The sequence below is a fragment of the Streptomyces sp. R44 genome (assembly GCF_041053105.1).
GTDB lineage: Bacteria > Actinomycetota > Actinomycetes > Streptomycetales > Streptomycetaceae > Streptomyces.
This window is the reverse complement of sequence record NZ_CP163444.1, coordinates 131780-144434: the sequence shown is the minus strand read 5'-3', so window position 1 is coordinate 144434 and position 12655 is coordinate 131780. Positions and strand designations below refer to the sequence as shown.

The 12655-nt window shown below is 69.3% G+C and carries 11 protein-coding genes and 1 pseudogene; 4 read left to right on the top strand and 8 right to left on the bottom strand.

Annotated elements, in window-relative coordinates:
* Positions 1 to 75 precede the first annotated feature (75 nt).
* The gene (locus tag AB5J54_RS00760) at positions 76 to 819 is read left to right on the top strand and encodes a dienelactone hydrolase family protein (RefSeq protein ID WP_369141900.1); all 744 of its coding nucleotides are present in this window, start codon (positions 76 to 78) and stop codon (positions 817 to 819) included.
* A 91-nt stretch (positions 820 to 910) separates the two neighbouring features.
* Here AB5J54_RS00760 and AB5J54_RS00755 read toward each other — a convergent pair whose 3' ends face one another.
* The 4 genes from AB5J54_RS00755 to AB5J54_RS00740 all read right to left on the bottom strand — a co-directional run bounded on the left by AB5J54_RS00755 (position 911) and on the right by AB5J54_RS00740 (position 5038).
* Positions 911 to 1942 (bottom strand): LacI family DNA-binding transcriptional regulator, encoded by a 1032-nt coding sequence (locus AB5J54_RS00755; protein ID WP_369141899.1) that lies wholly within the window; start codon positions 1940 to 1942, stop codon positions 911 to 913.
* A gap of 74 nt (positions 1943 to 2016) precedes the next feature.
* The gene (locus AB5J54_RS00750; RefSeq protein ID WP_369141898.1) at positions 2017 to 2853 is read right to left on the bottom strand and encodes an ATP-binding cassette domain-containing protein; all 837 of its coding nucleotides are present in this window, start codon (positions 2851 to 2853) and stop codon (positions 2017 to 2019) included.
* Positions 2850 to 3869 carry an ABC transporter permease gene (locus AB5J54_RS00745; RefSeq protein WP_369141897.1) on the bottom strand — a complete coding sequence of 340 codons (1020 nt, stop codon included), beginning with the start codon at positions 3867 to 3869 and terminating at the stop codon, positions 2850 to 2852. Before AB5J54_RS00745 ends, AB5J54_RS00750 begins: the two co-directional genes overlap by 4 nt.
* A gap of 140 nt (positions 3870 to 4009) precedes the next feature.
* Positions 4010 to 5038, bottom strand: a complete 1029-nt coding sequence (locus tag AB5J54_RS00740; protein ID WP_369141896.1) for a sugar ABC transporter substrate-binding protein — start codon at positions 5036 to 5038, stop codon at positions 4010 to 4012.
* 256 nt (positions 5039 to 5294) lie between these two features.
* Between AB5J54_RS00740 and AB5J54_RS00735 the strand changes: the two genes are divergently transcribed.
* The 3 genes from AB5J54_RS00735 (at position 5295) to AB5J54_RS00725 (ending at position 9366) form a co-directional block, all read left to right on the top strand.
* Positions 5295 to 6257: a carbohydrate kinase gene (locus tag AB5J54_RS00735; protein ID WP_369141895.1), complete on the top strand. Its 963-nt coding sequence runs from the start codon at positions 5295 to 5297 to the stop codon at positions 6255 to 6257.
* Between the two features lie 221 nt (positions 6258 to 6478).
* The gene (locus tag AB5J54_RS00730; RefSeq protein WP_369141894.1) at positions 6479 to 9040 is read left to right on the top strand and encodes a GH32 C-terminal domain-containing protein; all 2562 of its coding nucleotides are present in this window, start codon (positions 6479 to 6481) and stop codon (positions 9038 to 9040) included.
* Positions 9041 to 9072: 32 nt separating this feature from the next.
* Entirely contained in the window at positions 9073 to 9366 is a 294-nt protein-coding gene (locus AB5J54_RS00725; RefSeq protein ID WP_369141893.1) for a putative quinol monooxygenase, read from the top strand.
* 395 nt (positions 9367 to 9761) lie between these two features.
* Here AB5J54_RS00725 and AB5J54_RS00720 read toward each other — a convergent pair whose 3' ends face one another.
* The 4 genes and pseudogenes from AB5J54_RS00720 to AB5J54_RS00705 form a co-directional block, all read right to left on the bottom strand.
* Complete coding sequence (locus AB5J54_RS00720; protein WP_369141892.1) at positions 9762 to 10733, bottom strand: quinone oxidoreductase; 972 nt, start codon at positions 10731 to 10733, stop codon at positions 9762 to 9764.
* A 578-nt stretch (positions 10734 to 11311) separates the two neighbouring features.
* Positions 11312 to 11841 (bottom strand): annotated as a pseudogene (locus tag AB5J54_RS00715) (transposase); the annotation flags it as partial.
* Positions 11842 to 11882: 41 nt separating this feature from the next.
* Positions 11883 to 12017 (bottom strand): hypothetical protein, encoded by a 135-nt coding sequence (locus AB5J54_RS00710; protein WP_266608575.1) that lies wholly within the window; start codon positions 12015 to 12017, stop codon positions 11883 to 11885.
* Between the two features lie 195 nt (positions 12018 to 12212).
* Entirely contained in the window at positions 12213 to 12479 is a 267-nt protein-coding gene (locus AB5J54_RS00705; protein WP_369141891.1) for a hypothetical protein, read from the bottom strand.
* Positions 12480 to 12655: the final 176 nt, after the last annotated feature.

Here is a 12655-nt window from a genome sequence, read left to right as displayed (position 1 = left end):
GAGGGATGCTCGCGCCGTTCTGCCAGCGGCGGAACACCGGCCGGACGGGCTCGGCGATCCATACAGTCGAGTCCCATGACGACGATGACGACGCGTGCGGTCGAGTATCCGGCCGACGGTTTGACGATGATCGGGCACCTCGCGCTCCCGGCCGGTGTCGACCGCCGGCCCGCGGTGCTGCTCGGACCAGAGGGCATGGGGCTCAGCGACGTCGAGCGCCGCCGGGCCGATGCTCTCGCCGAGCTGGGATACGTAGCGCTCGCCTTCGACCTTCATGGCGGGCGCTATCTGGGCGACCCCGAGGAGATGCTGGCCCGTTGCCTGCCGCTGCTCGCTGATCCCGAGCGGATGCGAGGCATCGGCCATGCGGCGCTCGATGTGTTGCGCAGCGAGCCGCGGACCGACCCCGACCGGATCGCCGCCGTCGGCTACGGCACCGGGGGCGCCGTCGGGCTGGAACTCGGACGTGACGGTGTCAGTCTGCGCGCGATCGGGACAGTCAACGCACTGACCACGGGCCGACCGGGCGAGGCGGCGCGCATCCGCTGCCCGGTGTGGGCCGGGGTCGGGTCGGAAGACCCGATCATGCCGCCCGCGCAACGGAACGCGTTCACCGCCGAGATGCAGGCCGCGGGCGTCGACTGGCGCCTCACGGTGTACGGCGGCGCCTTGCACGCCTTCCACCACCCGCCGGTCGCCCACCCCACGGTCCCCGGCGTCGGCTACCACCCACGCCACGCGCAGCGAGCCTGGCGCGACGTCGTCGACCTGCTCGCCGAGTGCCTGCCCGTGACGGAGGATCCGGGGCATGACCAGTAAGCATCCTGGCCCCGGACACTGACGGCGCTCGGGTCGTACCTCCGTCCGCCCCACCGTCGTCGTACACCGCCGCGGACGAGGTGCCCCTCGGTCAGGCCTGCTGCGAGCCGGGTGCGGGTTGCTCGCCCGAGCCTCGGACGATCAGTCGGGTGGGGACGGTGACGGTGCGGGCGCGGGAGCGGTCTCCGTCGAGGCGGGCCAGGGCCGTGGTCGCCGCTGTTCTGCCGAGTTCCTCGGGGTCCTGGACGACGACGGTCAGGGCCGGTTCGAGGGCCTCGGCCAGGGCTACGTCGTCGAAGGCGACGACGGCGACGTGCTTGCGCCCGCTGCGGGCCAGTTCGACGACGATGCCCAGGGCCATGATGTTGTTGCCGGCGAACAGGGCCGTGGGGGGTTCGGCCAGGTCGAGCAGCTGGGAGGTCGCGGCTTCGGCCCCTTGCTGGTCGTGGGCGTTGACGACGAGCGAGCGGTCGTAGGGGAGGCCGGCCTCCTCCAGGGCCGCACGGTAGCCGGCCAGTCGTTCGCGGCGGGTGTACAGCTTCTGGGGCAGGTCACCGACGAAGCCGATGCGCCGGTGGCCGTGGGCGATGAGGTGGGCGACGCCTTCGTGGGCTCCGGCACGGTTGGAGCTGACGATGCTGTCCGTGGCGAGACCGGCTCCGGGCCGGTCGAGGAAGATCACGGGCAGCCCCGCCGTACGGTGGGACCTGAGGTGCGAGTGATCGGCGCCGACGGACGGTACGACGATCAGGATGCTGGCCCGACGGGCGAGGAACTTGTCCGTCAGGGCGCGTTCGCGCTCCGGGTCGTCCGCGGAGGAACCCATGAGCAGGGTCAGGCCGCGTTCGCTGACGGTGTCCTCGATGGCGCGGGCCACGGCTCCGAAGAAGGGGTTGGCGAGGTCGGGGATGACCAGCCCTATGGTGGTGTCCGGGCCGCCGACGCGGATGTTGCGGGCCATGAGGTTCGGCTGGAAGCCGAGTTTGGCCACCGCCGCGAGTACCTGCTCCCTGGTCTGCGCGGAGGCGGGTCCGTCCTCGTTGAGGACCCGGGAGACCGTCTTGGCGCTGACGCCGACTTCTCGGGCCACGTCGGCCAGGGTGGGGCGGCGGTTCGCTGCCATGGAGAAACCGTCTCCTGAAGGCCCTCGGTTCCGGCCGCGGCCTCGGCCGGAACTGCGAGAGCGGGTTCGTACTGTCAGATGGCCTGGACGCCGGCGGCCTTCGCGGCTTCCGAATCCGCTACGACGGTGTCTCCGGCCTCGTCGATGTTGAGTGCGCCGGTCATGATAGCGACGACCTCTGCCATGGAGTAGTCGGAGGGCCTGATCAGCGCGGCGCGCCGGCCGAGGCGATGGACATGGATCCGGTCGGCGATCTCGAAGACGTGCGGCATGTTGTGGCTGATCAGGACGACCGGCATGCCTTTGTCGCGGACCCGGCGGATGAGGTCCAGGACCTGACCGGACTCCTTGACGCCGAGAGCGGCGGTGGGTTCGTCCATGACGACGACGCTGCTGGCCCATGCGACGGAGCGGGCGACCGCGACCGCCTGCCGCTGTCCGCCGGAGAGCGTCTCCACCGCCTGTGTCAGCGAGCGCAGACCGATCTTCAGGTCGGCCATGTGCTCGGCGGCCTCCTGGCGCATGCGCTTCTTGTCGAGCATGCGGAAGACGCTGCCGAGGACGCCGGGGCGGCGGAGTTCGCGCCCGAGGAACATGTTCGAGGCGATGTCCATGGAGGCGGCCACGGCGAGGTCCTGGTAGACCGTCTCGATCCCGTGGGCACGTGCGCTCTGCGGGCCGGAGAAAGTGACGGGCTCGCCGTTGAGGCGGATCTCGCCCGCGTCGGGAACCACCGCGCCCGTGAGCGCCTTGATCAGACTGGTCTTGCCGGCTCCGTTGTCGCCGATGACCGCGAGCACCTCGCCGGGCATCAGGTCGAAGTCGGCCCCGTCGATGGCGGTGACATGACCGTAGCGCTTGACCAGACCGCGGGCCTGCAGCACGGGCGTGGCAGAGGAGATGATGCTCATCGGGCCTTCTTCCGGGAGATCTGGTCGACGGTCACCGCGAGGATCACCAGGACGCCGGTGATGAGCGTCTGGTAGATGGAGGCGACGCCCATCAGTTGCAGGCCGTTGCGGAAGACACCGACGATCAGGACGCCGATGAAGGTGCCCAGGACCGAACCGCGTCCGCCGAAGAGGCTGGTGCCGCCGAGGACCACGGCGGTGATGCTGTCGAGGTTGTCGGTCTGGCCGGCCTGCGGGTCGCCGACTCCGGTGCGGGAGATGAGCAGCAGGGCGGCGACGCCGTACAGCAGACCGGCCACCGCGTAGATGCCGATGGTCAGGCGGGACGTGCGGATGCCGTTCAGGCGTGCCGCTTCCTGACTGTTGCCCAGGGCGTAGACGTGCCGGCCCCAGCCGGTGCTGCTGAGCGCGTAGGCGAGCAGCAGGAACAGGGCGATGGTGACCAGGGAACCGTAGGTGATGTCGGTGTGGCCGAGCGGGAAGGTCTCACCGAGGGCCGTCAGCGGGCCGGGCAGGTCGGTGACCGTCTGCTCCTCGGAGTAGATGTGGGTCAGCGCGAACGCCACGTTCAGCATGCCGAGGGTGACGATGAACGGCGGCAGCGGGATCTTCTGCACCAGAAGCCCGTTGAGCAGCCCGAAGCCGCCGCAGACGGTGATGCCCAGCGCGATGGCGGCGAGCGGGGGGAGGGAGCCCTCGGCGGCCGTCTTCGCGATGACGATGCTGCCGAACGCCATCACGGCACCGCAGGAGAGGTCGATGCCCGCCGTGAGGATGATCAGGGTCTGGCCGATGGCGAGGGTACCGACGACCATGACCTGCTGGACGATCAGCGAGAAGTTCCCACCGGTGAGGAACTGGTCGGTGGAGAGCGAGAAGAAGGCGCAGGCCAGGAGGAGAGCGACCAGGGGGCCCGTGGTCGGCGCCGTGAGCAGCCTGCGGACCGTGGTCGGTGCTGTGAGGCCGGCGTACGGCGTGGATGTGCCGGGGGATGTGGACGTGGCGGTGGCGGTCATGCGGAGTCCTTGTCGGAAGACAGAAGTCGTTGTCCTTCCTTGGCGGAGGACAAGAGGACGAGCGGGTGGCCGTCACCCGGCTGGAAGGAACGGCCACCCCGCTGAAGGGACGGGCGGGTCGTGCGCTTTTCGCCGGCTCCTCAGCCCCAGCAGTTCTCCAGGCCGTAGGCGGTGTCCTTGGACGTGGCCCCGGTCTGCGCCTTGTCGGTGATCAGGGTGACGCCGGTGTCGGTGTAACCGGAGGCCTTCTTGCCGTCCTTGGCGTACGTCACGACGGACTTGACGCCCTCGGCGGCCATCTTCAGCGGGTACTGCTGGGAGGTGGCGGCGATCTTGCCGTCCTTGACGGCCTGGGTGCCGGTGCAGCCGCCGTCGACGGAGACGATCAGGACGTCCTTCTCCCGGCCCTTGGCCTTGAGCGCGGTGTACGCACCCAGCGCGGCGGGCTCGTTGATGGTGTAGACGACGTTGATGCCGGGTTCCTTCTGAAGACAGTTCTCCATCGCCGTCTGGCCCTTGGCCTGGTCGCCTCCGGTGTCCTGGGCGCAGAGGACGTCCTTGTCGGTGGCGCCGAACCCCTTCAGGAAGCCGTCGTGCCGCTGGACGCCGACGGAGACGCCGGGCGCCAGGTCGAGGGTGGCGATCTTCGCGGTCCTGCCGTTCATCGCGGCCTTGGCGTACTCGCCGATCAGTTGGCCGGCCTTCACGTTGTCGGTGGCGAAGAGGGCGTCGACTCCGCTCTCGGGGTCGGTGGGGGAGTCCAGGGCGATGACCAGGACTCCCTTGGCGCGGGCCTTCTGGATCGCGGGAACGATCGCCTTGGAGTCGCTCGGCGTGATCAGGATGCCCTTCACTCCGGCGGCGACCATGTTCTCGATGGCGGTGACCTGTCCGGCGTTGTCGCCGTCGAACTTGCCCGCCGCGGTGGACAGTTCGGCTCCGTTCTCCTTGGCGGCCTTCTCCGCGCCCTCCTTCATCTTCACGAAGAACGGGTTGGTGTCGGTCTTCGTTATCAGGCCGACCTTGACGCTGCCCGAGCCGGAGCTCGTGGAGCCCGTGCCGGAGCCGGAGCCGGAGCCGGAGCCGCAGGCCGTCAGGGTGAGGGCGGCGACGCCCGTGGCCGCGGCGGCTCTGAACAGGGAGGAGGACAGGCGAGTGGTGCGGTACATGATCGGCTCCTGTGGGATAGCGAGCGGCACGGGACGGGGAGGAGAGCATGCTGCTCAGAGTGTCATCGTTGACTTATGTCATCGTTGACACTGTCTGGCGAGGATGATGGACTCCGGATCCCGGCAACGTCAATGCCTTCCCCTCGTCACAAATCGGCAACGTCCGCAGCCTCGTCCTCCGCACAGCCGGTCAACGGCCGTGCCTCCGCACCGCCCTTGCCGGTCGTTCCCGAGCCCATCCGAGAGAGAGCAGCCCATGAGCCCGCGTCAGATCACCGTTCTGGGAGAGTGCGTCGCGGACGCCTTCACCGAACCGGCGAACGCCTCGAACGAACTCGCCCTCCGGGTGCTGCCGGGCGGCGGACCCGCGAACACGGCGGTGGCCCTGGCCCGCCTCGGCACCCCGACCCGCTTCCTGGCGCGCCTGTCCGGGGACGTGTTCGGCCGTCTGTTCCGGGCGCATCTGGAGGCATCCGGCGTGGACCTGTCGTACGCCGTGGCCGCCGACGAGCCCAGCACGCTGGCCGTGGCGGAGCTGGACGCCCACGGGCAGGCCGCGTACTCGTTCCACGCCCAGGACACGGCCGACTGGCAGTGGGCCCCGGGGGAGCTGGCGACGGTGGACCTGTCCGGGACGGCGTGTGTGCACACCGGGTCGCTGGCGCTGGTCAGGGAGCCCGGCGGTGCGGTCGTCGAGGAGTTCCTGGCGGCGGTGTCTCCGCAGGTCACGGTCAGCATCGACCCCAACGTCCGGCCGCTGCTGGTGCGTCCCGAGTTCTACCGTGACCGGCTGGCGCGCTGGTGCGGCCTCGCCGACATCCTGCGGCTGAGCGAGGACGACCTGGAGCTGCTCCTGCCGGGCGCCTCGCCCGAGCGGGCGTGCGACACCTGGCACGCCGGCGGGGCCCGCCTCGTCGTGATCACGCTCGGCGCCGAGGGCGCTCTGGTCTCACTCGACGGCGAGCGGCTCCGCCTGCCCGCGGTGGCCGCGCGGGTGGTCGACACGGTGGGCGCCGGGGACTCGTTCACGGCCGGGTTGCTGCACCACCTGGGCCACCGCGGACTCCTCGACGGCCGTCTGGCCGGTATCGGTCTCGAAGATGTCGCGGAAGCCTGCCGATTCGCCGCTCGCGTCGCTGCCCTGACCTGCTCCGTCGTCGGCCCCAACCCGCCGTGGCGGAGCCAGTTGGAGCAGCTCGCGACGGCCGGCGGCGCCTGACTCGCCAGGGAAGTCCGTACCGGGCAATCCCGCCAGGACCGTTGACGTGTCGGCCCGATCGCACCCATCATCGGGCCACTCGATGTCATCGATGACATAAGTCAACGATGACACCCTTGGCCGACGGCGTGGACGACGTCGTCTGCCAGGGCGTCACGTTCCGGTCGGTCCACGCCAGAGCCCACGCTCCGCCGGTGGACGGCCGCATCACAGGAGACACCATGAGCTCTGGACGTGTATCCCGGCGCGCCGGCGTGCGGATGATCGCGGCGACGGCGACCGTCTGCGCCCTGTCCGCGGCGCCGCCGGTCCCTCTGGCCGTGGCAGCCGCCCCCGCGCCGTACTCCGAGACGTACCGGCCCCAGTTCCACTTCACCCCGGAGAAGAACTGGATGAACGACCCCAACGGACTCGTGTACTACAAGGGCGAGTACCACCTCTTCTACCAGTACAACCCCCACGGCGACTCCTGGGGAGACATGTCCTGGGGCCACGCGGTGAGCCAGGACCTCACGCACTGGAAGGAGTTGCCGCTCGCCCTGTCGCACGACGACGAGGAGATGGTGTTCTCCGGGAGCGCCGTCGTCGACTGGAACAACACCACCGGCTTCGGCACGAAACAGGACCCGGCCATGGTGGCGGTCTACACCAGCCACGCCAAGAGCTCGGGCATCCAGGCACAGTCGCTCGCGTACAGCACCGATCGCGGCCGCACCTGGACCAAGTACCAGGGCAATCCCGTCATCGACATCGGTTCCAGGGACTTCCGCGATCCCAAGGTCCAGTGGTACGCGCCGACCAGGAGCTGGTTGATGACGGTGTCCCTGTCCGCCGAGCACAAGGTGCGGTTCTACGGCTCCAAGGACCTCAAGAACTGGACACCGCTGAGCGACTTCGGGCCGGCCGGCGCGACGGGCGGCGTGTGGGAGTGCCCCGACCTGTTCCCCCTCGCGGTCGACGGGGATCCGAAGCGGATCAAGTGGGTCCTCGTCGTCAACATCAACCCCGGTGGCATCGCGGGCGGTTCGGCCGCCCAGTACTTCATCGGAGACTTCGACGGCAAGAAGTTCACCGCCGAGGACAGAGGCACCTACACCCCGCCCACCGGCACGGTGACGCAGGACTTCGAGGGCACGGACTTCGGATCGTGGACGGCCACGGGCACCGCGTTCGGCCCGGCGCCGGCCGCCGGCGCGGTGGACGGCCAGAGCACGGTCGACGGGTACGACGGCAAGGGCCTCGCCAACAGCTTCCACTCCGGCGACGGCGCCACCGGCGCCCTGACCTCGCCCTCCTTCACCGTGGACAGCAAGTACCTGAACTTCAAGGTCGGCGGCGGCAGGCACCCGCACGTGGACGGAACCGTCATGGAGCAGGGAGACCCGCCCGCGGGCACGGTCCTCGCCGACTTCGAGGGCGACACCTACGGCGACTGGACGGCCGCCGGGACCGCCTTCGGTACCGCCCCCGCCGGCGGCACCCTCCCCAACCAGCAGGAGGTCAGCGGCTATCGGGGACGCGGCCTGGTCAACACCTACCTCGACGGCGACTCCACCACCGGCACCCTCACCTCGCCGGAATTCACCCTCGACAAGAGCTACGTCAACTTCCTCATCGGCGGCGGCAACCACCCCGCCGGCTCCGGCAGCCCGACCGCCGTCGAACTCCTCGTCGACGGCCAGGTGGTCCGCAGCACCACAGGACAGGACGCCGAATCACTCAACTGGGCCTCCTGGGACGTCCGCAGCCTGGCCGGCGAGAAAGCGCGGATCAGAATCGTCGACGACAACACCGGCGGCTGGGGCCACATCAACGTCGACCACATCATGCTGTCCGACACCCAGGCCCAGCCCGTCTCCCGGGAGACCTCCGTCAACCTGATCGTCGACGGAAAGGTGGTCCGCAGCGCCACCGGCTCCAACAGCGAGACCCTGGACTGGGCCTCCTTCGACCTGCGTCCCTACGCGGGCAAGAAGGCGCAGATCCAGATCGTCGACATGAACACCGCCGGCTGGGGCCACGTCCTCGCCGACCGGTTCACCGCCGCCGACGCCCCCGCGAAGTCCGTCGTCCAGCGCGCCGACTGGGCCGACTACGGCAAGGACTACTACGCGGCCGTGTCCTGGGAGAACGCGCCGGGCGGCAAGCGGTACATGATCGGCTGGATGAACAACTGGGACTACAGCGGCGCCATCCCCACCTCCCCCTGGCGCGGCGCGCAGAGCGTCCCCCGGGAGATGGCCCTGCGCACCGTCGACCACCGCATCCGGCTGACCAGCCGGCCCGTGAACAGCGTGACGTCCCTCCGACAGGAGCCCCCGGCATCCGCGGCCGACGTCACCGTCGAGAACACCTCCAAGCCGCTCATCGGCCCCGCGGCCCAGGGCAAGGCCCTCGACATCGAGGCGACATTCACCCTCGAGGACGCCGACAGGTTCGGCCTGAAGGTACGCACGGGCGCGAACGGCGAGGAGACCGTCATCGGCTACGACACCACGACCCAGGAGCTGTACGTCGACCGCACCCACTCCGGCGCCGTCGACTTCAACAGCACCTTCCCCGGCGTCCAGACCGCACCTCTGCGGGCCGAGAACGGCAAGGTGAAACTGCGGATCCTCGTCGACTGGTCGTCCGTCGAGGTCTTCGGCGGCAGCGGCGAGGCCGCGATCACCGACCAGATCTTCCCCGACCCCACCAGCCAGGGGGTGCAGGTCTTCGCCCAGAACGGCTCCGTGCAGCTGGACGCGGCCGCCGTCTGGCACCTCGGCTCCGCACACCAATGACCCCCGCTGCCGACCGACAAGGACACGAAACCGTGAAGAAGACCCTGCTCGCCGAGTTCACCGCACGCGAGGGCGTGCAGGACGAGGTCGCCCGCCTGATCGGGGACTACGCCCTGAAGGTGCGCGAGGAAGAGGGCAACCTCACCTTCGACGTCTACACCAAGGCAGCCGACCCGCGCGCCTTCTGGATCTTCGAGGTGTACCGGGACGAGGACGCCTTCCAGACGCATCTGAGGGCCCCGTACGGCGACCCCTTCAACGCCGCGCTGGCCCCCCTGATCGAGGAGGACGCCTCGGTCCTGACCTTCCTCGACCAGTCGACCTGACATCGACCGGGCCCCCAATGAGGGCCCGGCCCTTGCCGGGTGGACTTGACGAGCCGGCCGGCGACCTCGGCGGCGTTGCTCAGGCGGGGCGTGATGCCGACCGGCGGACCGAGACCAGGAGGACACGCCTGTTGTGCCCAGCCGTGGCCGCCGTCGAGCGGCTGGCAGCGGGCGAGGAACCCGCGGTGCACTGCGGTGACTCGCGGCTCGCTCGACGGGGAGGATCGGTGTGCTGTCCCGTTGGGAGCCCGCATGCGCGTATTCGTGTCCAAGGTTGAGCTGTATGTGACGATCCGCCGTGACCGTCGTGCTGGCCCGTCTGGTTCGGAGCCAATGTTGGTGAGGTAGGCGTCTCCCTGGGGAATCTGCTACCGGCTGCTTTCCATACCCCGTGCCTACGGGATGACGAGTAGCTTGCCGGTGGTACGCCGAGCCTCCAGGTCGCGGTGAGCTTGGGCGACCTCGGCGAGCGGGTAGCGGGCCGTCACGGTGGTCTCAAGCACCTTGGTGCGCACCAATTCGAGCACGTCGGCGGCGCGCTGGAGCAGCTCGGACCGATCGGCGATGAAGTCCCCGAGGCTTGGCCGGATCAGGGTCAGTGAACCGCCGTGGGCGAGCCGGATGGGGTCGAAGGGCGGCACCGCACCACTCGCGGCACCGAAGAGCACCAGGTGGCCGCGGGTTCGCAGGCTGGCGAGGCTCGCATCGAAGGTGTCCCTGCCGACGCCGTCGAAGACGACAGGCAGGCCTTGGCCGCCATGGAGCCGCTTCACCTCGGCCGCGAGATCGTCCACCGTTGAGTAGAGGATCACCTCGGCGGCCCCGGCGCGCCGCGCCAGCTGGGCCTTCTCCGGTGTCGAGGTTGTGCCGATCACTCTGCCGCCGAGATGGGTGATGAGCTGAGTCAGCAGAAGCCCCATGCCGCCGGCAGCAGCGTGCACGAGCACCGTGTCGCCTGGCTGGACCGGGTAGGCGTCCTTGACGAGGTAGTGCGCCGTCATGCCCTGCAGCAGCACGGCGGCGGCGGCCTCGAAGTCGACGCCGTCGGGCAGGGGCACGAGCCGGGAGGAGTCCACGACGGCCTGCTCGGCATAGGTGCCGGGAATCTCCACCCAGCCGACCCGGTCTCCCACAGCGACGTGGGTGACGCCGGGTCCGACCGCGAGGACCGTGCCCGCGCCCTCAGTGCCCGGGGTGAAGGGCAGCGGGAGGGTGTACCGGCCCTGGCGGTGGTATACGTCGAGGAAGTTGACGCCGGACGCGGCGACCTCCACGACTGCTTGGCCCGGGCCCGGCGTCGGTTGATCGATGTCGACCAGTCGCAGCACCTCGGGACCGCCCACTTCGGAAACCTGAATCGCTCGCATGACCCCTCCTGAAACGGCTAACTTCCCCCACCAACTCCACTCGTGGCGATCCTATTTCCGCTCGCGGTGAGGTGTCGTAGCCGTCACGTTCAGGTCAGCGACATGAAGCCGGCCGTGCCGCAGCATCTGCCCTAGAGCCCGAGGCTGCGGCCGAGCATCGTTCAGCGTGCCAGCTCAGGAGGTTCGGTGGGCCTGTCGAAGGAGGTCCGGCGTGTCACCGCGGAGGAGCCTGCTCCGCCTGGCGCGGTACCTGAAGTCGGCCGACCACGGATCGGCTCACCGGGCACCGAAAACGTCGTGCACTTCGACACCGAATCAGTCGGAACCGAGCCGTACACAGCCGAGGATCCCGGCCGCCAGAGCCAAGTTCGTGGTGCCAGCGCCTCAGAAATCGCGAACTTAGGCGCTTTGGTCTCGATCTTTCGTGACGGTCCGTCGGTTCTTTCGGCGGGCCGCTTCGGCTGTTCGGGCTGGTGGCAGCCAGGCTGATGGCCCGGCTGTCGCGTCGGGTGGGCGCCGGGTTCCACGGCTCCGGTCGGGGTAATGCTGCTCGCAGGAACGGGAACGTGCTGCTCAGCCGGGGTCGGGAGAGCTTCGAGCCGTGCCAGGGCGTCGGTGATCACGCCGGTCCAGGGCCAGTGGCGGGCGAACCGCAGATAGCGGCGGCGGGCGGTCGTGACGATCTGGGCGGCGGCGGAGAGCAGGCGGAACCGGAGGCGGCGGGGCTCCCACCTGCGGATTTCGCCGGTCAGAGCGAGCATCGGCATCCAGGCCAGCAGGTCCAGGGCGAGCTGGACGATCTCCAGCCAGATCCGGTTCTGCGCGGTGTCGTGCAGGGGCAGGTTGCGCAGGCCGGTGGTCCGCGCGGCCCGGATGCGGTCCTCGGCCCGCGCCCGCTGGCGGTGTCGTAGCTCCAGTGCCGCGATCGGCATGACGGTGGTGTTGGTGGCGAAGCAGGTCAGTCGCAGTCCAGCGGCGTCGGTGATCCGCAGCTGGACACCGGGGTGGGGCCGTTCCTTGCGGACGATCAGCCCCGCCCTCCCTTCGGCCAGCCCTTCAGGCAGTCGCCGGACAGTTCGGCGACCCAGGCGCCGTCGCGGATCTCGCCGCCGGGCTCGATTTACCCGTCGGTGCCAGCTGGCGGCAGTCTCAGCCGAGGAAGTCCTTCCAGAACGGCACGGACGCCTGCGGAGCCCAAGGCGCATCCTCGTCAACCTCGCCGAACTCGTGGTCGATGTAATCGGCCAGATCGTGGCCGTAACAGATGATGTCGGTTCCCCACACCGACAAGACCGGATGTCCTGGGGTGTCGCGACCCGCAGGTACGAAGCGGTGCGCGTATACGGGAACGAGGTGCGGCGCTTGCGCAAGTACCGCTCGGGCTACCTCCACGGCCTCTTCAGTGGTGGCGGGACGCACCCCCAGGGCCGGATGCCAGCTGCCGTGAGCGACGTCGCCCAACACTTCTCGTGCCGGCCACTACAGCCGATGGCGCAGGTCGTCTACATCCGCGTGACGCCAGTCGGGCCAGGGCTGCTGCCACGACGCGCCTTCCTCGGGAAGTGAGGCAACCGGCAACCCTGCCGCCAGGAAGGCACGATGCTCTGGGGAGAACTCAAACCCATAGGTCGCCTCGATCCGGCTGAACTCTTCATCCGTGAGCCCTGGAGCTATCTCACAGCAGTCCGCCTCAGCCAACCGCCTCGCGGCCTCCGCACCCAACCGAGCGCCATCAGTGTCGATCACTCCGGCACCGTACACACACTGCTCGCACGGCATCGCCACTTTTCGAACCCCGACAGAGGCCTCCAGGTCATAGCGGGACAGCCCTTAGCGTGGTGCACGCGCCAGTTACATTCAAGGGAATGCACAGAAGCGTGTGAAGTGGCAATTGCCAGCGCCCGGACAGGGGTCACCGGGCG